This is a genomic window from Rhodoferax sp. (assembly GCF_044236835.1).
Classification (GTDB): Bacteria; Pseudomonadota; Gammaproteobacteria; order Burkholderiales; family Burkholderiaceae_C; genus Allorhodoferax.
Window position 1 is genome coordinate 223,340 of sequence record NZ_JBIIGC010000001.1, and the last position, 19,553, is coordinate 242,892.

The following is a 19,553-nucleotide window of genomic DNA, read 5'->3' on the forward strand; positions in this document are numbered from 1 at the left end:
CCCTGGGCGCGATGGTGGCCGTAGCTGAACACACGCGGGGTGGTTCAGTAGCCGGGTCGGCGTCCGGCTCACGCACCAGCGGCGAGTTGCCCTGTGCTGGTGGACTGCGGTTGTGCGCGCTGGCTGTCGCCTGTGTGTGGGGCGCAGCCTCTTTGCCCGCAGTGGCCAATCCCACTGGCGCCGTGGTGGTCCACGGACAGGCCACCCAAACCACCAACGGAAACCAGCTCACGGTCGTCACCCAAAACGGTGCAGGCACCAAGCATTCGGCCATTGACTGGCAAAGCTTCTCCATTCCCAAAGGTAGTAGCACCTATTTTCAGCAGCCCGACGCCAACAGCACCGTGATCAACCGGGTGGTGACCAACACGCCTTCCTTGCTGTTTGGAAACCTGGGCAGCAATGGCCACGTGGTGCTGGTCAACCACACCGGGGTCACGGTGGGCGCAGGTGCGACGGTGGACGCCGCAGGTTTTACCGCGTCGGCATTGCACATGAGCGATGCGGACGCGCTCGCTGGGCGCCTGCGGTTTGGCAGCGCCACGGCATCCGGCGGCAATGTGTCGGTGCAGGGCAGTGTGCTGGCCCGCAGCGGCGACGTTGTTCTCATCGGCAGACAAGTCGCGACCGGGGCCGATGCTTTGGTGCGCTCGCCCAACGGCAGCACCGTGCTGGCAGCCGGCCAGCAGGTAGAACTGACCGGGCGTGGGCTAGAGGGTATCTCCATGCTGGTGCAGGCGCCCACCGACTCCGCCCTGAACCTGGGCACTCTGCAGGGCGATGCGGTCGGCGTGTTTGCCGGCACACTCAAGACCACAGGCAGCGTAGCTGCGACTGCGGTCAGCACCGAGGGCGGCAAGGTGGTTCTGAAGGCCGCCGATCGCGCCGAGGTCGGTGGCAGCGTGAGCGGGTTGGGCCTAGCTGGGCGGGGTGGCCAAGTGCATGTAACGGCAGACAAGGTGGCCGTGCTTGGGGACGCGCTGATCGATGTGAGCGGCGAGCGCGGCGGCGGCGAGGCGCTCATTGGCGGCGGTTACAAAGGTCAAGATGCCCGGCTGGCCAATGCGCGGCGCACCTCGGTGCAGGCTGGCGCCAACATCCGGGCCGATGCCTTGGGCAGTGGCAACGGAGGCACAGTGGTGGTCTGGTCCGACCAAGCCACGCAGTTTATGGGCGCCGTTTCTGCGCGCGGCGGTTTGCTTGGCGGTAACGGCGGTCTCGCCGAGGTGTCGGGCAAGCAGTTTCTGGATTTCCAGGGCAAGGCTGACTTGAGAGCACCGGCGGGGAAGACCGGAACTTTGTTGTTGGATCCGACCGATCTGCTCATTAGTAACGAGTTCATCGATGGGTACGGTGGCGAGACTGTCAGCGGTGACATTGCCAAAGATGATTCTTTCCCCAGTTTCATCACGGCGTCTTCACTGTCTGGCCTACTAGCCAACACGAACGTGTCATTGGCAGCAACCAACGACATCTTTGTCAACTCGCCTGTGACTGGTCACCACGATTTGACGCTGGACGCGGGCAACGCAGTCCATCTCAATGCGGGCATCAACCTCACGCAGGACCCCAATGCCTCGACAGACCCCAATGGCTATGGCAGCCCCGTGATTTCTCCCGAGCTGAGCTTGACGGCAGGCGCGGGGGGCATTGTGGGCGGGGCGGGTGTTATCGAGGTCGACACCTTGAAGATTAAATCGGATGGAGATGTGTTGTTTAACGTACATGACGTAATGTCCGGCCCGCTTGTACGTGTCAAAAATTTGCACTTTGTTTCAACCACAGGTCACAGGCCAAGGTTGGTGTTTCACAATCTTGGCAACCTTAACTTGCTAAGCGGCACCAGCTTTGCAGGAGAGGTAGACATTGACGTTGTCGATGGCAGCTTGCAGGTCGCTGGTGATGTGAACGTAGGCAGTCCATCGCAGCCTGCGCAGTCGCAACCGTCCAATGTGTCCTTGCAAGCTTCCCACGACATCATTGTCAACGCGCCAGTGACTGGTCACCGCGATTTGACGCTGAGAGCAGGCTACGGTATCCGCCTCGATGCGGACATCAATCTTTCGGCGGCCCCCGATGGCTACGGTAGCCCCGTGATTTCTCCCGAGCTGAACCTGCATGCTGGCTCGGGTGGCATTGTGGGCGGCAACGGGGTGATAACCGTTAACCAACTAAACATTTCATCCTCGGGTGGTGTGTCGTTGGGGCGAGTGTCCGGCGTTTATCACCAGGTTAACAACTTGGAAGTCCCGATAAGTGGGCCAGGATTTAGTTTGCAATTTGGAAACCAGAAAAGTCTGGTGGTGCACAACATCGATAGCAGCAGCCACAACAGTGGAAACGTTGAAATTGATGTATCCGGTGGAGACTTGGATATTGCTGGTGTAGTGGACGTAACCTACTCAAACGAATCCAGATACGTGTTATTGAGTGCCAGTGGGGACATATCGCAAAGCACAGGCACGATCAAAGCAGGTTATTTAGAAGCCAGCGCTACGAACATTACCCTGACTGGATACGGCAACAGCGTCACATTGGCAAGGTTTTCCGCCAACAAAGAAAGCGGAGAAATCAAGTTCTCCAACAACCGGAATATCGAGTTTGCCGATGTTTTTGGACATGAACTTAAGCTGGAGAATGTGCGTGGCAACGTGACCCAGTCTCACTGGGCGTCGATGCAGGTCGTTAAGGCCGATTTCGACGTGACTGGTGATATTACATTGGAGTCTGAAAGCAACAGGTTCAGGGACCTCACGATCCATAAAGCTGGCGCGGTTCAGTTGAACAGCAACGGCTTGCCCCCCAGCCCCGACGGCGGTGACCACGTATCCTTTGCGCAATTCACCGCGCCGCCACCGCCAGAGGATCTAACGCTGCGTCAAAGCAACGCCGAATCGTTTGACCTTGTGTCGAATGGCGACGTCCTGTTGCTTAGCAGCGTGACCGCCACAGCGGGTAGCGTCAAGGTCGAGACCACTGGCGGCAGCATTTACATGAACGACGGCGCGGGGAGTATCACAGCGACGGGAGGAACCATCGCCCTCAAAGCCACGGCTGACGTTCGCTTAGGCAACCTGAACTCCACATCGACTGGAGACGCGATATCCGTCTCTACTGGAGGCGATGTTCTTTCATTTGGCAACCTCAAGGCCACCGCTGGCAACGTGAGGATTGAGACGACCAATGGCATCATTAACACGGTTGGCACCACAAATCGGCAAATTGAAGCCGGTGGAAGCATCTCCCTCCAGGCCACGAAGGACTTGACCCTGGGCTACTTGAAATCTTCAGCGACTGGGGAAGCAATCTCGCTTCGCACCGGAGGGGACATTGTTTTTCATGCAGACTCAGGCCACTTAGCGGCCTCGGCGGGCAGCGTCAAGGTCGAGACCACTGGCGGCAGCATCAATATGGCCGGGCCAGGCGGCGCGGGGAGCATCACAGCGGCGGGAGGTATCACCGTCAAAGCCACGGCTGACGTTCGCTTAGGCAACCTGAAATCCGAATCGACCGGCGACATATCCGTCGAGACTGCGGGCAATATTGGTTCTGCTGACAATCTGACTGCCGATGCGGGCAAGGTTATCCTCAAAACGACTGGCGGTGGCATCACCGTGGACGTAGTGAACGGCGTGGCGAAGAGCATTACAGCCTCTGGAGCCATCACCGTCGAAGCCAAGGATGCCGTTAGCTTAGGCAACTTGGACTCTAAGTCGACTGGCGACGCGATATCCGTCGTCGCCGGAGGCAGTATTGTTTCTGCCGGCAACCTCAAGGCTGGCAAAGGCAACGTCAAGGTGGAGACGACCGGTGGTCAGATCGACACCACAGATAGGGATATTCAGGCGGGTGGGAGCATCACCCTGAAAGCAACGCAGGGCTTGACCTTGGGTTACTTGGAATCCTCAGCGACTGGTGATGCGATCTCGCTCTTCACTGCTGGAGGAGACGTTGTGTTTCACCCAAACAAAGGCGATCTGGCGGCCCCACAGGGCAACGTCAGGGTCGAGACGACGAACGGCCGCATCAACATGGTCGGGGTGAACGGCGGGGCGAAGAGCATTACCGCCAAGGGCAGCATTTCGCTGAAAGCCACGAGTGGCCTGACCCTGGGGGCGCTGCGTTCTGATGCTGCTGGCGACGCAGTGACGTTGGTGCCTTACAAGAGCAGCAATAACGGCGGCGAACACGCCGCCAACCAAGGTTTTGATGCCCAAAACGGCTCCATCGACTTGACGGGTAGTGGGCGTTGGCTCGTATACCTCGCTATGGAAAATTGTGATTGCAACAGACCAACGATCAACCTGGGTAACCTGCAAGCCAACTTCAAGCAGTACGACGCAGTCTATGGCGACGCCGTGCTGGGTTCGGGCAATGGTGTTATGGACGGATACAACGGCACCTTGTGGAACATGCAGCTGTCTGGCCAGACTTCGAAGGTGTATGACGGAGAGCGGGCCATCGGCTTTGCAGGCTTGAGTTTTGTCAGTTCCCATAACAACAGTCCTGTGCCGCAAACCAACGGCACCGACGACGACCTATCGCAAGCGTTGTTGGTTGGGGCTACTGTGCAGCTAGATGACCCCGATGTGGGTACCGGCAAGGTGGTGCGCCTGACGCGCCCGGTGTTTTCGGGCGTGAGGGATGTGAAAACCGACAACATCATGACGGTGTACTACGGCGACAGCGACGTCAGCGGTCCCGTGGGCGTGGTGCTGCCAGCAACGCCAGACAAGGGACCGCCTCCGCAAGTGCCTAGCGAAGCGCCCAGCCCAATTCAATGGCTGCAACAGCAACCGTACGGAAACTCCGGCGCGATTATTGACAGCTACCTGAGCAACCAGCCCACCGCCTGGCAAAGCCCATTGGTGCCCACCGACCCTGTGTTCGGGCAGCGCGACCGTGCCAACGAGGGCGTGTTGGTTGAGGGCGAAATATGCGTGCGCTAGTGTCAGCGCAGCGCGCCGCCCGTTGGGTGGCTGTGTCCGCGCTGGTCTGGGCCGCAGCGGGCGCCACGACTGTGCTGGCCCAGCCGGTGGGCGAGGTCGAATTCACCCAGGGTGCGGCGGTGGCGCAGGCACCGGGGCAATTGCCCAGGACCATGGGCAAGGGTTTGGTGCTCAACCAAGGCGACCGGCTTACGACGGCACAGGGCGCAAGCTCCATCGTCAAGCTGCGCGACGGCACCCGGATGACGCTGCGCCCAGGCTCCGAATTGGTCGTGCAGTCCTACCGTTACCAGGAAGGTGCGTCAGACAACTCCATGGTGTTGCAGCTGGTGCGCGGGGGCTTGCGCGCCATTACCGGGCTGGTGTCCAAAGACACGCCCGACGCAGCGAAGATCCAGACACCCACGGCCACCCTGGGGATCCGTGGCACCGACTTCGACGCCCGCATTTGTGGCACAGACTGCCAGGCTGAGTCCGCCAAAGGGTCGGACAAGGCGCGTCGCAACGCGGTGCTTGCAAGCGCCAAGCTGCTGGTCGTGCGCGGGGAGATTTTTGCCACCGACATGGCGGGTAACAGACGCCGTCTGAGCGACGGCGGCAGTGTGTATCCCGGCGATGTGCTGCAGTCGGGTGCAGGCTCCAGCGCCATCGTGGCGTTTCGGGACGAGAGCCGGATCACGCTGGGTGCCAACAGCCAGTTCCGTGTAGACAGCTTTGTATTTGATGTGCAAAACCCTGGCGAGGGACGTTTCTTGGTGAGTCTGCTCCAAGGGTCAATGCGTGCCGTTACCGGCTTGGTGGGTAAGGCTGACACGCGCAACGTGGGCTTCAAGACGCCAACGGCGACGATTGGCATTCGGGGAACTGGCTTGGACTTGGACTGCGCCCAGCCGCAGGCCTGCAGCTTCTTTAGTTGGTTGGGCACGATCGAGGTCCAGCCTAATGGGCAGACGGCATTGCAGGTTCTTCAGGCCGGACAGGGCTTGTGGGTGAGTGACACCGACGTGCGGGTGTTGACCACGCCGACGCTGGACAACCTGCAGCGCCCGGACACCGTTCCGGTGAACTTTGAACAACTGTTCTCGGTGGGCGGTGTCATGCCAGAGGATGTCGGCGTTTTTGTTTGGGTGCGCGATGGCCACATTCAAATCTTGACGGCCACCGAGGTACTGGACCTGGGCCGCGGCGAGGTGGGCTTCGCCCGGGCTGACGGCAAGACCGGCCGACCCGACGCGATTCCGCTGTTCTTGCAGAACGACCCGGTGCTGATGCCCAACCGGGCCAATCCGATGTTGGTCGGTTTGCTCAGGGAGGCCGGTAGCGGCGCGCCCCAGATTTGTCGGTAAACGCGGGCCTTCACCATGTTGCATGCATTCCATCACTTGAACCGGTCGCTCTCGCTGGGTTGGCGTGGGTCGGCAGTACGCCGTCGTTTGAACCCCGTCGCGCTGTTGGTCGTCGCTTTGGCAGTGGCATCTGGTGCGCAAGCCCAAACCGCAGAGCCGCAGGCGTCCGGCGCGAATGTGACTTTTGACATCCGCGGGTTCGATGTTCAGGGCGACATCCCCCTGCAGCCCGCCGAAGTCACCGCCGTGCTGGCGCCCTACGTGCGCAAGGACGGCACACTGGAGACATTGCAGCAGGCCGCCACCGCACTGGAGGCGGCACTGAAGGCACGGGGCTTCGGCCTGCACCGGGTCGTGCTTCCGCCGCAGGAGGTGGGCGAGTCAATCCGTTTGTCGGTGGTCAAGTTCGTGATTGGTGCCGTCACAGTCGAGGGCGCTGGTGCGTTTGGGGACGTCAACATTCGAGCCAGCTTGCCCGAGCTTCAAGAGGGGCAGTCGCCCAACTTCCGCTCGCTGTCGGTGCAGACGGCACTGGCCAACGAAAACCCAAGCAAGCAGGTTCAGGTGCTCCTCAAGGAGTCGGACCAGCTTGAAAAAATCGACGCCAGGCTGATGGTCAAGACCGCACCTGCCGTGACGTTTGCGGCCAGTCTGGCCAACACCGGCAGCGCGGCCACCGGAGCGGATCGCCTGAGCTTGGTGGGCGGCCACGCCAACCTGTTTGGGCGCGACCACCAAGCAAGCTTCGCCTACACCACATCGATTGAGCGCGCAGAGCGTGTCAAGCAGTTGGGCCTTAGTTACAGTGTGCCGCTGTACGGATGGGGCGGCATGGTTGCCTTTAACTACACCAACTCGGACGTGGAGGGCCATTTTGGAACCTTCAACAGCTCCGGCGCGGGTGACACCTACAGCCTCTCCTACAGCCACTACCTGCCACCGCAAGGCGGGCGCAAGTCCTACCTTACATTGGGTATTGAGGACAAGCTCTTTAAGGCCGGAAAGATCAATGGCATGGTGATTCCCGGCCAGCTCGACCGTGGCAGCCGCCCCGCCTCGCTGGGTTACAGCGCCAAAACGGAGTCCGATGCTGGCGATTGGGGTTATGGCGCGGAGTTGGCGCTGAACTTGCCCGGCAGCCCGGGCAACGATTTGAGTGCCTACCAAACCGAGGAGTCCCGGATCGACACGGACCAATGGAAGGTGCTTCGGCTGAACGCCCACTGGCGTTCAACCTTGCCCCGAGGCTGGCGCGCCAGCGTGCGCAGTCAAATGCAGACCACCAACAACCCCCTGATCTCAGGCGAACAGATGGGGCTGGGCGGGGTGGGGTCGGTGCGGGGCGCAAGCGAGCGTGTGCTTTCAGGCGATCGGGGGCTTGCGGTGTCGGCGGAGCTCACCACGCCCGAAGTCGCCAAGGGGCTGCGCTTCTTGGGCTTTGTCGATGCAGGTTGGCTGCGCAGCCTCAACACCGGTGCCAGTTCCTCCGGTAAGCCGGCGCGGGACCAGCTGGCAAGCGCCGGGCTGGGCTTTCGGTACACGGCTGGCACGCTGAGCCTGACAGCGGACTGGGGGCGGATCATCACGGGTGCTACCGCACCTGCAGATGGGGCAACGTCGACCCAGCCGAAAGTCGGCGAGGACAAGCTGCACGTGAGCCTGACTGCGCGCTTTTGACCGCCTGCCTACAATAACCGGATGGCAGGTTTACAAGCAGGTTCGCCGACTCCACAGGCTCTGACAGTGCACGCCCAGTCGCGGGTGCTGGAGATCAGTTTTTCAGATGGCGCAGTGTTTCGCATTCCGTTCGAGCTGATGCGCATCAACTCACCGTCCGCCGAGGTTCAGGGGCACGGGCCTGGCCAGGCGGTTTTGCAGACCGGTAAGCGACTGGTCGATTTGGTGGCGCTCGAGCCAGTGGGCAACTACGCGGTGCAGCCCCGCTTTTCCGATGGCCACGATACCGGCATCTTCTCTTGGGACTACCTGTATTTTCTGGGCGCGCAACAAGACCAGCTCTGGCAAGACTACGCCCGGCGTCTGCAAGAGGCCCACACCGACCGCGATGCGCCCATGGCGCCCAAAGCCGGCACCGGCTGTGCCAGCCATTGAGGAAACCCAAGCCATGAGCACCACCCATTTTGGATTCAAGTCAGTCGCAGAGGAAGAAAAGGCCCGCCATGTGCGCGGCGTGTTTGATTCGGTCGCGCCCAAGTACGACGTCATGAACGACCTGATGTCGCTCGGGCTGCACCGGGCGTGGAAGGCATACACCGTGTTGGTCGCCGGATTGCGCGAAGGTGACCGTGCCCTTGACATTGCCGGTGGCACTGGCGACTTGGCCATGGCCTTTTCTAAGAAAGTTGGCAAGTCAGGGCAGGTGGTGCATACCGACATCAACGAGGCCATGCTCAGCACTGGGCGCAACCGACTGCTCGATGCGGGCATCGCCTTGCCGACGCTGGTGTGCGACGCCGAGCAACTTCCCTTTGCCGACGGCTACTTCAACTTGGTCAGCGTGGCCTTCGGCCTGCGCAATATGACCCACAAAGACCGGGCGCTGGCAGAAATGCACCGTGTGTTGAAGCCCGGCGGAAAGCTCTTGGTGCTGGAGTTTTCCCGCGTGGCTAAGCCTTTGGAGAAGGCGTACGACTGGTACTCCTTCAAGGTGCTGCCCCGTTTGGGACGCATCGTTGCAGGCGATGACGCCAGCTACCGCTACCTTGCGGAGTCGATCCGAATGCATCCCGGCCAAGATGAGCTAAAAGCCCTGATGCACATAGGTGGTTTTGGACATGTGGACTATCACAACCTGACCGGTGGCATTGCAGCGTTGCATGTTGGAATCAAGTGTTAGTTCGATTCACTTAGGAGCAATCATGAAACTTTGGGCAGTAGGTTTGGCACTGGCAGTGGCGCTGCTTGGCGGCAACGCCGAAGCCGCCAAGCGCATGGGCGGTGGCAAGTCGTTTGGCAAGCAGTCCAACAATGTGACCCAGCAACAGGCACCAGCAACCCCGGCCACACCCTCGCAAGGCGTGGGCAATGCGGGTGCCGGCAAGCAGGCTGCAGCCCCTGCGCCTTCGCGTCCTTGGGGTGCCATGTTGGGCGGTTTGGCGGCTGGTCTGGGTTTGGCATGGCTGGCCAGCTCGCTGGGGCTGGGTGAGGCATTCGGGCAGATTTTGTTGTTCGGCCTGCTGGCCATGGGCGTGATGCTCTTGGTGGGCTGGTTCATGCGTCGAAAGGCGGTTGTGCAAAGCAACGCAGCTGGTCCGTTTGCATTCCAGGGCGCAGGCAATGCCCCCGTGTCCCAGCACCGTTCCTACAGCCCGGATCATGTTGGCAATGACGCCTCGGCCCGGCCGTTCGAGCGCAGTGGTTTGGGTAGTTTGGAGACGGCACCGCAAGGCGGCTCCATGATCGGCTCCGGTCTAATGGGCTCGCAAACTTGGGGCATTCCGGCCGGGTTTGACAGCGAAGGCTTTTTGAAGGCCGCCAAGGCCAATTTCATCACCTTGCAGGCCGCTTGGGACCGCTCCGACATCTCGTCTTTGCGTTCCATGATGACCGACGGGATGCTTGATGAAATCAAGTCGCAGTTGGCCGAGCGTGAAACGCACACCGGTGACACGCCAAACCGCACCGACGTGGTCATGATCGAAGCCCGCCTGCTCGGCATCGAAGAGTTGCCCAACGAATACATGGCCAGCGTGGAGTTCTCCGGCATGATTCGCGAAGAGCCCTCGGCGGGTCCCAGCCCGTTCCGCGAGGTGTGGAACATGACCAAGCCGCGCAACGGTGGTGGTTGGCTGGTCGCCGGGGTGCAAGCACTCCAGTAAGGGCATTTTCACAAGCCTCGCGCTAGGGTCTGCGCACGGGCTTTCAGTGAATAATGGGGACTATGGCAACACAGTCCCCATTTTCTTTTGTCGAGGCTTTTTTTCAGAGTGGCAGACTGCCCCTGCCGCCGACTTGGGCGGTGCAGGAATCGCACCGGCGCATCCTGCTGCTGGTCAACCACATCTTGATGCAAGAGCCGGTGGCGATGGAACGCCTGGTTCGTCATAAGGGACAGACCGTGCTGGCGCAGTGGCGAGAGTTCAAGTTTGGCGTGATAGTGACGCCAGCGGGCCTGTTGGACCTGGCGGCCGAGGTGGTCAACGCGGACCTGCAACTGTTCATTGCCGAGGACTCGCCTTGGGCGCTGGCGCAAACACTGCTGGACGGGAAGAAGCCGCCGGTGCGGGTTGCCGGCGATGTGCAGTTGGCGGCGGAAATCAACTGGTTGGTTGACCACGTTCGCTGGGACATTGAAGAAGACTTGTCGCGTGTGCTGGGCGATGCGCCAGCGCATTTGGTGGTCGATGCGGCCAGCACGGTGGCGCGGGCGCTGCGTCAGTTTGTGGGGGCGCAGCGGGGCAGCGGGCCTGCCACGGGCTCCGGCCCATGAGCCGCCTGTCCCGCGGCATTTTTATCGTCTGGGTCGTATTGCGGTATGGCCTGGACGCGCTGCTGCTCGATAGCTTCAAGTCGCGCTGGCTGCGGGGCGTTGCCCGTGTTGTCTCGCTGGGACGCAATCTAGACGCACCGCGCGGCCAGCGGCTGCGCCAGGCGCTAGAGCGTTTGGGCCCGATCTTCGTCAAGTTCGGCCAGGTTCTCTCGACCCGGCGCGATTTGCTGCCGCTCGATATTGCAGATGAGCTAGCCAAGCTGCAAGACCGCGTGCCTCCGTTTTCTTCTGGCTTGGCGGTGGCCACCATTGAGCGCGCACTGCGCAAGCCGTTGGCCGAGATATTTGAATCCTTTGAGCGAGAGCCGGTGGCTAGCGCGTCCATCGCCCAAGTTCATTTTGCGGTGGTGCGTGACCGCAGTGGTCGGCTGCGTGATGTGGCCGTCAAGGTACTGCGCCCAGGCATGCTGTCGGCCATCGACAAAGACCTCAACTTGATGCGCATGATGGCCGGATGGCTTGACAGCTTGTCGGTGGACGGCAAGCGGCTCAAGCCGCGCGAAGTGGTGGCCGAGTTCGACAAGTACTTGCATGACGAGCTCGACCTCATCAAAGAGGCCTCCAGCGCCGCTCAGCTGCGCCGCAACATGCAGGGCCTGGATCTGGTGCTGATTCCAGAGATGCTGTGGGATTACTGCACCACCGAGGTCTTGGTTATGGAGCGCATGCATGGCGTGCCCATCAGCCAAGTGGAGCGGCTGCGCCAGGCTGGGGTGGACATTCCGAAGCTGGCCCGAGACGGTGTGACCCTGTTTTTTACCCAAGTTTTTCGCGACGGCTTTTTCCACGCGGACATGCACCCGGGCAACATCCAGGTCAGCCTGGATCCGCAGACCTTTGGCCGCTACATCTCCCTGGACTTCGGCATTGTGGGCACGCTGACCGAGGTGGACAAGGAGTACTTGGCACAGAACTTTGCTGCCTTTTTTCGGCGCGACTACAAGCGCGTGGCGGAGTTACATATCGAGTCCGGCTGGGTACCTGCGGCCACCCGCGTTGACGAGTTGGAGGCCGCGGTGCGCGCGGTGTGTGAGCCCTACTTTGACCGGCCCTTGAAGGAAATTTCGCTTGGGCTGGTGCTGATGCGTTTGTTTCAAACCTCTCGCCGTTTTCAAGTCGAGATCCAGCCGCAACTGGTGCTGCTGCAAAAGACCTTGCTCAACATCGAAGGTTTGGGTCGGGACCTGGACCCCGACTTGGACCTGTGGGCCACGGCCAAGCCGTTTTTGGAGCAATGGATGATCGGCCAAGTTGGCCCTCAACGCTTGGTAGAACAACTCAAGGCCCAGGCCCCACGTTATGCCAAGCTGCTGCCCGACTTGCCTATCTTGTTGCACCAGTACCTTCAACGCAGAGGCAACCCGTCCGACGCCTTGACCGCCGAGCTGTTGGCCGAGCAGCGCCGCACCAACCGCTTACTGCAAAGCTTGGTCTATGTGTTGTTTGGGTTTGCGCTGGGGATGGTGCTCATGCAGGTCGTGGTGCGGGTCGGCTTGTTTTAGGCCCCGGCCTATAATTGTGGGCTTTGCTGATGGACGCTACGGCGGCGCCCAAGTCTCGCTGAAACCAACACTTATGCCCATCTACGCTTACAAATGTGACTCCTGTGGGTTCGCCAAGGATGTGCTGCAAAAGCTTTCCGATGCGCCCTTGGTGGACTGCCCGTCGTGCGCGCAGCCGGCATTCAAGAAGCAAGTGACGGCAGCGGGATTTCAGCTCAAAGGTGCCGGCTGGTACGCAACCGATTTCAAGGGCTCTGGCGCCCCCAGTGCAGCACCCACCGATTCCAACGCATCGCCTGCCGCAACCACGCCAGCCTCCGCAACCGAGGCCGCATTCACCAGCGCAAGCTCCAGCGCCGGCAGTGCAACCCCGCCAAAAGCCGATATCCCCGCAGCCAGTTGAGCGCCCCACCACCGGACCGACCATGCCATTCAAAAAATACCTGCTGACCGGCCTGATGGTGTGGCTGCCCTTGGCCATCACCATCTGGGTGCTCCTGTGGTTGGTGGGGGCGCTCGATGCAGTCTTTGGTGGCTTGCTGTCGGTGATCAACTCGGTCGCACCCGTGGCCATCACGGTCTGGTCTGAGAAGCTGCGCAACATTCCGGGCTTGGGCGTGGTGCTCGTCGTGTCGGTGATGCTGGTGACTGGCGCCTTGGTTTCTAACGTGGCCGGACGCTGGTGGATTCGCCAATGGGACCGCTTGTTTACCAACATCCCGATCGTCAAGTCGATCTACAACAGTGTCAAAAAGGTGTCGGACACGCTGTTCTCCAGCAACGGCAACGCCTTTCGCACTGCGCTGTTAGTGCAGTACCCGCGCGCTGGCAGTTGGACCATAGCTTTTCAGACCGGCGTACCTGGCGGGGAGGTGCAAAACCACTTGGGCGCGGACTTTGTCAGCGTGTATGTGCCCACCACGCCCAATCCCACGAGCGGCTTTTTTCTGATGCTTCCACGCTCTGACGTGATCGAACTCCAGATGAGCGTGGATGAGGCCCTCACCTACGTGATCTCCATGGGCTCGGTGGCGCCGTCCTTGCCTGCCGCAACGCTTCAAAAACCCAAACCCTGATTTTTGCAACCGCTGCCGCGCGCAGCCTCCGAAAGCTCTCTATGGCCATGCGCTCCCATTACTGTGGTCTTGTGACCGAAGCCCTGCTAGGGCAATCCGTTTCCTTGTGTGGCTGGGTCAACCGCCGCCGCGACCATGGCGGTGTGATCTTTGTGGACCTGCGCGACCGAGAAGGCTATGTGCAAGTGGTCTGCGACCCAGACCGCGCTGATATGTTCAAGGTGGCCGAAGGCATTCGTAACGAGTACTGCGTGCAAATCCAAGGTGTGGTGCGTTTGCGTCCCGAGGGCACTTCCAACGAGAACCTCAAGAGCGGCAAAGTCGAAGTGTTGTGCCACACGCTGACCGTACTCAACCCCTCGGTGACGCCGCCGTTCCAGCTCGACGACGACAACCTGTCGGAAACCACCCGCCTAACCCATCGGGTGCTCGACTTGCGCCGCCCCTACATGCAAAACAACCTCATGCTGCGCTACCGCGTGTCCATGGAGGTGCGCAAGTTTCTGGATGCCCACGGTTTTGTCGATATTGAGACGCCCATGCTCACCAAGAGCACGCCCGAGGGCGCACGTGATTACTTGGTGCCCAGCAGGGTGCACGACGGCCAATTCTTCGCGCTGCCCCAATCTCCGCAGTTGTTTAAGCAGCTGCTCATGGTGTCGGGATTTGACCGCTACTACCAGATCACCAAGTGCTTCCGCGACGAAGACCTGCGCGCCGACCGCCAGCCCGAGTTCACCCAGATCGATATCGAAACGTCCTTTCTCTCCGAGGAGGAAATCCGCGCGATGTTCCAGGGCATGATCACCACGGTGTTCAAGAACACCATCGGCGTGGACTTGGGCGCGTTTCCTGTCATGACGTACCAAGACGCCATGCGCCTCTTCGGCTCAGACAAGCCTGACCTGCGGGTGAACCTGGAGTTTGCAGAGCTCACTGACGTGATGAAGGACGTGGACTTCAAGGTGTTTTCCGGCGCGGCCACGATGAAGGGCGGGCGCGTGGTGGCCTTGCGGGTACCCGGTGGTTCCAGCGAAACGGGCGGTATCAGCCGCGGCGAGATCGACGCCTATACCGAGTTCGTCAAGATTTACGGTGCCAAGGGCCTGGCCTACATCCGCGTCAACGACCTGGCCAAGGGGCGCGATGGTTTGCAAAGCCCCATTGTCAAGAACATCCACGACGCTGCGCTGGCTGCGGTTTTGGAGCGCACCGGAGCACAGAACGGCGATCTGATTTTCTTTGGTGCAGACAAAGAAAAGGTCGTCAACGACGCCATTGGAGCACTGCGCATCAAGATCGGCCACAGCGAGTTTGGCCGCAAGAACGGCTTGTTTACCGCTGGCTGGCGCCCCCTGTGGGTGGTTGACTTTCCGATGTTTGAGTTCGATGAAGAGAACCTGCGCTACACCGCAGTGCACCACCCCTTCACCGCGCCCAAAGAGGGCCACGAGGACTGGATGGTCACCGCCCCCGAAAAGTGCATCTCCCAGGGATATGACATGGTCCTTAACGGTTGGGAAATGGGTGGCGGTTCAGTGCGTATCCACCGCGCTGAGGTGCAGAAAAAAGTGTTCGATGCGCTCAAGATCAGCCCCGAGGAAGCGCAACTCAAGTTCGGCTTTCTGCTCGACGCCCTGCAATACGGCGCACCGCCGCACGGCGGTTTGGCCTTCGGCTTGGACCGTATCGTCACCCTGATGACCGGGGCCGAATCCATCCGCGATGTGATTGCGTTTCCCAAGACCCAGCGCGCACAGTGCCTGCTCACTCAAGCGCCGTCCCCCGTGGACGAGAAGCAACTGCGTGAGCTGCATATCCGCTTGCGCAATCTAGACCCCGCCAAGACCGCGTGAGCGGCCGAGTCCGCGTACAGCCTAAGTGGCGTTGATCGCCCGCCAAGAACCTTTGCTTGGTTCTTGGCAGGCCCTTACCTACATGGTTCGTGGTTGCGTGCCGCTCAGACGGTGCGCTGGCGCAGGATGGGTACTGATACCGCACGTGCAGGACTGCCTTGTACCGCGTCGGCAACCATCTCCGCAGTGATCGCGCACAGGGTCCAACCCAGGTGGCCGTGCCCGGTGTTGTAGAAGACGCAGGGCGATTTGCCAGGGCCGACGCGCGGCATCATGTCGGGCATCATGGGCCGCAGGCCGGCCCAGGGCACCACGTTCTCGGTGCGAACGCCAGGGAAGCACTGCGCGACCCAATCGGTCAGGGGCTGGATGCGGTCCGCCCGAATATCGCGGTTGTAGCCGTTGAACTCCGCCGTGCCTGCCACCCGCAGCCGGTGCTCGCCCAGCCGGCTGCTGACCAGTTTGGTTTCGTCGTCGAGCAAACTCACTGTTGGTGCGCTAGCGCGGCTTGGTGCGTCGTTCAGTTGCACCGTGATGGAGTAGCCCTTGACCGGGTACACGTTGAGCCGGTCGCCCAAGCCCGCCGCGATGGCCCGGCTGGCAGTGCCCGCGCATACCACCACTGCATCAAACAACCTGGTTTCGCTTTGCCCTGCGTGCGCGGTGCGGATGGTGATTCGTCCGGCCTGGTGGGTCACCGATTGCACATCGCGTTCGAACAGGCACTCCACGCCCAAGCGCTGCGCTGCTGTGGCCAGGCCGGTGGTGAATTGGTGGATATCGCCTGTGGCGTCGCTGGGTGTGAAGTAGCCGCCGTAAAAATCGCCCGCCAACGTGGGTTCGATGGCGCGCATCTCGGATGGTGTTACTCCGCGGCGCTCGAGTCCACCTTGGGCGAGCAGTTGCGACACCTTGCCCGCATGCTCAAAGCCTGCCTTGCTGCGGTAGATATGCAGAATGCCCCGCGTCTTGAGGTCAAAGTCGATGTGTTCGCGCTGGGCCCAGGCAAACAGATGCTCGCGCGCGGCAATCGCCAGCGCCGTGGTGGCCACGGTGTTGCGCTCGTAGAGCGGAATGTGGCGAACGAACTCGGCAAACCACGATAGCTTGTGCCAGCTCGGTTTGGGGTTGACCAACAGCGGTGCATCCGCCTTCAGCATCCAGCGCAAACCTTTGAGGATGGTGGCCGGGTGGTTCCAGACCTCGGCGTTGGAAGCAGAGAGCTGGCCGCCGTTGGCGAAGGAGGTTTCCATCGCCGAGTAGCGGTGTTTTTCGAAGAGCGTGACTGCAAAGCCACGTTGGGCCAGCGCGTACGCGCTGGTGACGCCAGTGATGCCGCCGCCGACGACTGCAATGGTTTTCATGTGAGAGAGCTTTCCTAGGCGCCAAAGTAGGAGGAGGTCCGTCCGGCATCCAGTCAAGCACGCGGATCGAACGCCCCCTCTGTTTGGAACCTGAGAGATTCGCCGCGCACTGCCGCAAGGGCGGTGCCCGGTTTGCTCCTTCGGTGCGCTGGACGACGCAAACTCCAGCAAGCTCTTCAGAGATCAAAAATGGCGTCGGTCCTTTTGCCTGAGAGTTTCCGGGGCGGTTGCTCCTTCGGCGCTGCAGCACACCAGGGGTGGTCTGTGCAGTCTCTCCCCACGCCACTGACCAGCACTGCAAGCAGCGTTGGGCCAGTTTGATAAGGTCCCACAGCACGCTGGGACCAAAACGATTGTGCCACGCTTGCGGGATGCACAATCATCTCGCATGACAACCCATTTCAAAATTCCGCAGTCGGTGCTGGTGGTGGTCCACACGCCGACGCTCGAGGTGCTGCTGCTGCGCCGCGCAGACGTTGGCGAGACGGCGTTCTGGCAGTCGGTGACCGGTAGCAAGGACCACCCCGATGAACCTTGGCAGGAGACCGCCGCGCGCGAGGTCTGGGAAGAAACCGGCATTGACTGCCGTAGCGGCACGCCCTTGGCTGCGCATTTGGAGGATTGGCAGCTTGAAAACGTGTACACCATTTACCCCCGTTGGCTGCACCGCTACGCGCCAGGTGTGACCCACAACACGGAGCGGGTATTGGGCTTGACGGTACCCGCCGTGTGCCCGGTGACACTGCATGCTGCGGAGCACACCAACCACGTGTGGCTGGGCTACCAAGAGGCCGCCGAGCGGTGCTTCTCGCCGTCCAACGCCGAGGCGATTTTGCAGTTGCCCCGCTTCGTAGCAGGTGCGATTCGTGCGAACCGGGGTGCAACATGAATCGTGTGCGGGTGGCTACCTACAACATCCACAAAGGTGTGCAAGGCCTGGGCCCAAGCAGGAGGCTGGAGATACACAACCTGGGTCACGCGGTAGAGCAATTTGATGCAGATATCGTCTGCCTACAAGAGGTACGCAAACTCCATAAACGCGAGGCGCGGCACTTCGCCCACTGGCCGGACCTGCCGCAGGCCGACTTTTTGGCACCACCCGGGTACGAGGCGGTTTACCGAACCAACGCATTCACCCGCCACGGCGAGCACGGAAACGCCATGCTGTCACGCTGGCCGGTGGTGACCCACCAGCACGAAGACATGTCGGACCACCGTTTCGAGCAGCGTGGCCTGTTGCACTGCGTGGTACAGATGCACGGGCAGGCGGTGCATGTCATCGTGGTCCATCTGGGCCTGATCCGTGCCAGCCGAATACGCCAATTGGCGCAACTCAAATCATTTATCGGTCGCGAGGTTCCGCACCAAGCGCCTGTGCTGGTGGCGGGCGACTTCAACGACTGGGGAACGGTGGTGCCGCGGGCCTTGGCAAGCGCAGGCTTGCGCGCGATCACCAGTGCAAGCTTCCCGACGTTTCCTTCGCGCCTCCCGCTGGTGCAACTGGACTGCGTGTATGCGCGTGGCTTGGTCCCGGTGGGCTTGGAAGTGCCACAGGGCCGCATCTGGTGGCGCATGTCTGACCACCTGCCATTGATCGCAGAGTTTGATTTGCCAGCGAGGGCGCAATGAGCCTGCGGCGTGGCCATACGGTGGAGCTGTTGCAGTGTGGCGCGGAGTTTTTTCCGTCGTTGGTGACTGCCATCGATGGCAGCCGGACCGAGGTGCGGCTGGAGACCTACATTTTCTTGTTCGACAGCGTGGGCTCGGCAGTGGCGGCAGCCTTGGAGCGCGCGGCTTTGCGCGGCGTGGCGGTGTATGTGGTGGTGGACGGTATCGGCACGCCTTCCGCGCCCTTGCAGGATCTGCAACGCCTTCGTGCAGCGGGCGTGCGATGGCACCAGTTTTCCCCGCTGGGTACGTTGGGCTTGCTGATTCCGGGGCGCTGGCGGCGCCTGCACCGCAAGCTGTGTGTGGTCGATGGCAGTGTCCTGCTCTGCGGTGGCATCAACATACTCGACGACCATTTCGAATTTGACCATGGCGTTCAGCCACTGCCGCGCTTGGATTTTGCGGTGCGGGTCACCGGCCCGTTGGTGGGCGACGCGCAGGCAACGATGGAGCAGCTCTGGCGCCGTTTGGAGCTCAGTGGGCGCTTGGGTGCCGGTTGGGTGGGCGCTGCGCCTAAACCACCCTCGTCGGCGACGCCCCGCGCTTGCAGCGACCCCAGCGCGGTGGACCACGCTGCGCCTGATCCTCAAGCGTCGCGTAGTGCGGGTGGACAGGCAGTGGGCCACGGTGCTGATCAGCCGACCGGTGGGCAGGCGGTCGCCCAAAGTGGGGTCCATAGCGTGGTCCACGGCGCTGGTGCTGCGCTGGTGTTGCGCGACAACCTGCGCAACCGCTCGCGCATTGAGCGGGCTTACCGCCAAGCGATTGCGCACGCCAAAGAGGAGGTGGTCATTGCCAACGCCTACTTCGTTCCTGGTGCCAAGTTGCGCCGCGCGCTGGTACACGCAGCGCGGCGGGGGGTGCGGGTGCAGTTGCTGCTGCAAGGGCGCTACGAATACTTCATGCAGTTTCACGCGGCTAAGCCTTACTACAACATCTTGTTGGCAGCAGGTGTGGAGATCCACGAGTACCAAGCGGGCTTCTTGCATGCCAAGGTGGCAGTGATCGATGGCAAGTGGGCCACCGTGGGTTCGTCCAATCTGGACCCCTTGAGCCTGCTGCTCGCACGCGAGGCCAATGTAGTGGTGCACGACGCAGTGTTTGCCCAGACCTTGCTCGCGCGTCTGCGCGAGGCCATCACCGACAAGAGCTTGCCGCTGGAGCGCAATGCCTTTGAGCGGCGCCCTTGGCGACAGCGGGCTAAGGATGTGCTCGGGTACTGGGTGATGCGCGCCACGCTGTTTTTGACTGGCACCGACTACTGAGCGCAACCGGTACGCGC

The 19,553-nt window shown here is 61.3% G+C and carries 15 protein-coding genes and 1 riboswitch; of the genes, 14 read left to right on the forward strand and 1 reads right to left on the reverse strand.

The window, feature by feature from the left end:
* Nucleotides 1-11: 11 nt before the first annotated feature.
* The 11 genes from ACILRC_RS01055 to aspS all read left to right on the forward strand — a co-directional run bounded on the left by ACILRC_RS01055 (nucleotide 12) and on the right by aspS (nucleotide 15,239).
* Nucleotides 12-4,949 (forward strand): filamentous hemagglutinin N-terminal domain-containing protein, encoded by a 4,938-nt coding sequence (locus tag ACILRC_RS01055; protein ID WP_395667579.1) that lies wholly within the window; start codon nucleotides 12-14, stop codon nucleotides 4,947-4,949.
* On the forward strand, nucleotides 4,937-6,295 hold the full coding sequence (locus ACILRC_RS01060) for a FecR domain-containing protein (protein ID WP_395667465.1): 1,359 nt from the start codon (nucleotides 4,937-4,939) through the stop codon (nucleotides 6,293-6,295). Before ACILRC_RS01055 ends, ACILRC_RS01060 begins: the two co-directional genes overlap by 13 nt.
* A gap of 87 nt (nucleotides 6,296-6,382) precedes the next feature.
* On the forward strand, nucleotides 6,383-7,972 hold the full coding sequence (locus ACILRC_RS01065; protein WP_395667466.1) for a ShlB/FhaC/HecB family hemolysin secretion/activation protein: 1,590 nt from the start codon (nucleotides 6,383-6,385) through the stop codon (nucleotides 7,970-7,972).
* A 21-nt stretch (nucleotides 7,973-7,993) separates the two neighbouring features.
* The gene (locus ACILRC_RS01070; protein ID WP_395667467.1) at nucleotides 7,994-8,407 is read left to right on the forward strand and encodes a gamma-butyrobetaine hydroxylase-like domain-containing protein; all 414 of its coding nucleotides are present in this window, start codon (nucleotides 7,994-7,996) and stop codon (nucleotides 8,405-8,407) included.
* Between the two features lie 13 nt (nucleotides 8,408-8,420).
* Nucleotides 8,421-9,152 (forward strand): bifunctional demethylmenaquinone methyltransferase/2-methoxy-6-polyprenyl-1,4-benzoquinol methylase UbiE, encoded by a 732-nt coding sequence (gene ubiE, locus ACILRC_RS01075; protein WP_395667468.1) that lies wholly within the window; start codon nucleotides 8,421-8,423, stop codon nucleotides 9,150-9,152.
* A 22-nt stretch (nucleotides 9,153-9,174) separates the two neighbouring features.
* Entirely contained in the window at nucleotides 9,175-10,134 is a 960-nt protein-coding gene (locus tag ACILRC_RS01080) for a Tim44 domain-containing protein (protein ID WP_395667469.1), read from the forward strand.
* Between the two features lie 62 nt (nucleotides 10,135-10,196).
* The gene (locus ACILRC_RS01085; RefSeq protein ID WP_395667470.1) at nucleotides 10,197-10,745 is read left to right on the forward strand and encodes a hypothetical protein; all 549 of its coding nucleotides are present in this window, start codon (nucleotides 10,197-10,199) and stop codon (nucleotides 10,743-10,745) included.
* Nucleotides 10,742-12,307, forward strand: coding sequence for a ubiquinone biosynthesis regulatory protein kinase UbiB (ubiB, locus tag ACILRC_RS01090; protein WP_395667471.1), 1,566 nt, complete (start codon nucleotides 10,742-10,744; stop codon nucleotides 12,305-12,307). Before ACILRC_RS01085 ends, ubiB begins: the two co-directional genes overlap by 4 nt.
* 73 nt (nucleotides 12,308-12,380) lie before the next feature.
* Nucleotides 12,381-12,710 (forward strand): FmdB family zinc ribbon protein, encoded by a 330-nt coding sequence (locus ACILRC_RS01095; protein WP_395667472.1) that lies wholly within the window; start codon nucleotides 12,381-12,383, stop codon nucleotides 12,708-12,710.
* A 22-nt stretch (nucleotides 12,711-12,732) separates the two neighbouring features.
* Nucleotides 12,733-13,383, forward strand: a complete 651-nt coding sequence (locus tag ACILRC_RS01100; protein WP_395667473.1) for a DUF502 domain-containing protein — start codon at nucleotides 12,733-12,735, stop codon at nucleotides 13,381-13,383.
* A gap of 41 nt (nucleotides 13,384-13,424) precedes the next feature.
* Entirely contained in the window at nucleotides 13,425-15,239 is a 1,815-nt protein-coding gene (gene aspS / locus ACILRC_RS01105; RefSeq protein ID WP_395667474.1) for an aspartate--tRNA ligase, read from the forward strand.
* Between the two features lie 104 nt (nucleotides 15,240-15,343).
* On the opposite strand, the gene ACILRC_RS01110 is transcribed toward aspS, so the two are convergent.
* On the reverse strand, nucleotides 15,344-16,603 hold the full coding sequence (locus tag ACILRC_RS01110; RefSeq protein WP_395667475.1) for a D-amino acid dehydrogenase: 1,260 nt from the start codon (nucleotides 16,601-16,603) through the stop codon (nucleotides 15,344-15,346).
* A 186-nt stretch (nucleotides 16,604-16,789) separates the two neighbouring features.
* Nucleotides 16,790-16,892: riboswitch (glycine riboswitch) on the reverse strand.
* 99 nt (nucleotides 16,893-16,991) lie between these two features.
* On the opposite strand from ACILRC_RS01110, the gene nudB reads away from it, so the two are divergent.
* The 3 genes from nudB to clsB are packed head-to-tail and all read left to right on the forward strand — an operon-like array spanning nucleotide 16,992 to nucleotide 19,536.
* Nucleotides 16,992-17,492 carry a dihydroneopterin triphosphate diphosphatase gene (nudB, locus tag ACILRC_RS01115; RefSeq protein ID WP_395667476.1) on the forward strand — a complete coding sequence of 167 codons (501 nt, stop codon included), beginning with the start codon at nucleotides 16,992-16,994 and terminating at the stop codon, nucleotides 17,490-17,492.
* The gene (locus tag ACILRC_RS01120; protein ID WP_395667477.1) at nucleotides 17,489-18,232 is read left to right on the forward strand and encodes an endonuclease/exonuclease/phosphatase family protein; all 744 of its coding nucleotides are present in this window, start codon (nucleotides 17,489-17,491) and stop codon (nucleotides 18,230-18,232) included. Before nudB ends, ACILRC_RS01120 begins: the two co-directional genes overlap by 4 nt.
* A complete protein-coding gene (gene clsB, locus ACILRC_RS01125; protein ID WP_395667478.1) occupies nucleotides 18,229-19,536 on the forward strand; it encodes a cardiolipin synthase ClsB in 1,308 nt (435 codons plus the stop codon). Before ACILRC_RS01120 ends, clsB begins: the two co-directional genes overlap by 4 nt.
* Nucleotides 19,537-19,553: the final 17 nt, after the last annotated feature.

Excerpts from the sequence above, each read along its gene's own strand:
- ACILRC_RS01055 (WP_395667579.1), top strand. The coding sequence starts at position 12 with ATGGTGGCCGTAGCTGAACACACGCGGGGTGGTTCAGTAGCCGGGTCG.
- ACILRC_RS01060 (WP_395667465.1), top strand. The coding sequence starts at position 4,937 with ATGCGTGCGCTAGTGTCAGCGCAGCGCGCCGCCCGTTGGGTGGCTGTG.
- ACILRC_RS01070 (WP_395667467.1), top strand. The coding sequence starts at position 7,994 with ATGGCAGGTTTACAAGCAGGTTCGCCGACTCCACAGGCTCTGACAGTG.
- ubiE (WP_395667468.1), top strand. The coding sequence starts at position 8,421 with ATGAGCACCACCCATTTTGGATTCAAGTCAGTCGCAGAGGAAGAAAAG.
- ACILRC_RS01080 (WP_395667469.1), top strand. The coding sequence starts at position 9,175 with ATGAAACTTTGGGCAGTAGGTTTGGCACTGGCAGTGGCGCTGCTTGGC.
- ACILRC_RS01085 (WP_395667470.1), top strand. The coding sequence starts at position 10,197 with ATGGCAACACAGTCCCCATTTTCTTTTGTCGAGGCTTTTTTTCAGAGT.
- ubiB (WP_395667471.1), top strand. The coding sequence starts at position 10,742 with ATGAGCCGCCTGTCCCGCGGCATTTTTATCGTCTGGGTCGTATTGCGG.
- ACILRC_RS01095 (WP_395667472.1), top strand. The coding sequence starts at position 12,381 with ATGCCCATCTACGCTTACAAATGTGACTCCTGTGGGTTCGCCAAGGAT.
- ACILRC_RS01100 (WP_395667473.1), top strand. The coding sequence starts at position 12,733 with ATGCCATTCAAAAAATACCTGCTGACCGGCCTGATGGTGTGGCTGCCC.
- aspS (WP_395667474.1), top strand. The coding sequence starts at position 13,425 with ATGGCCATGCGCTCCCATTACTGTGGTCTTGTGACCGAAGCCCTGCTA.
- ACILRC_RS01110 (WP_395667475.1), bottom strand. The coding sequence starts at position 16,603 with ATGAAAACCATTGCAGTCGTCGGCGGCGGCATCACTGGCGTCACCAGC.
- nudB (WP_395667476.1), top strand. The coding sequence starts at position 16,992 with ATGACAACCCATTTCAAAATTCCGCAGTCGGTGCTGGTGGTGGTCCAC.
- ACILRC_RS01120 (WP_395667477.1), top strand. The coding sequence starts at position 17,489 with ATGAATCGTGTGCGGGTGGCTACCTACAACATCCACAAAGGTGTGCAA.
- clsB (WP_395667478.1), top strand. The coding sequence starts at position 18,229 with ATGAGCCTGCGGCGTGGCCATACGGTGGAGCTGTTGCAGTGTGGCGCG.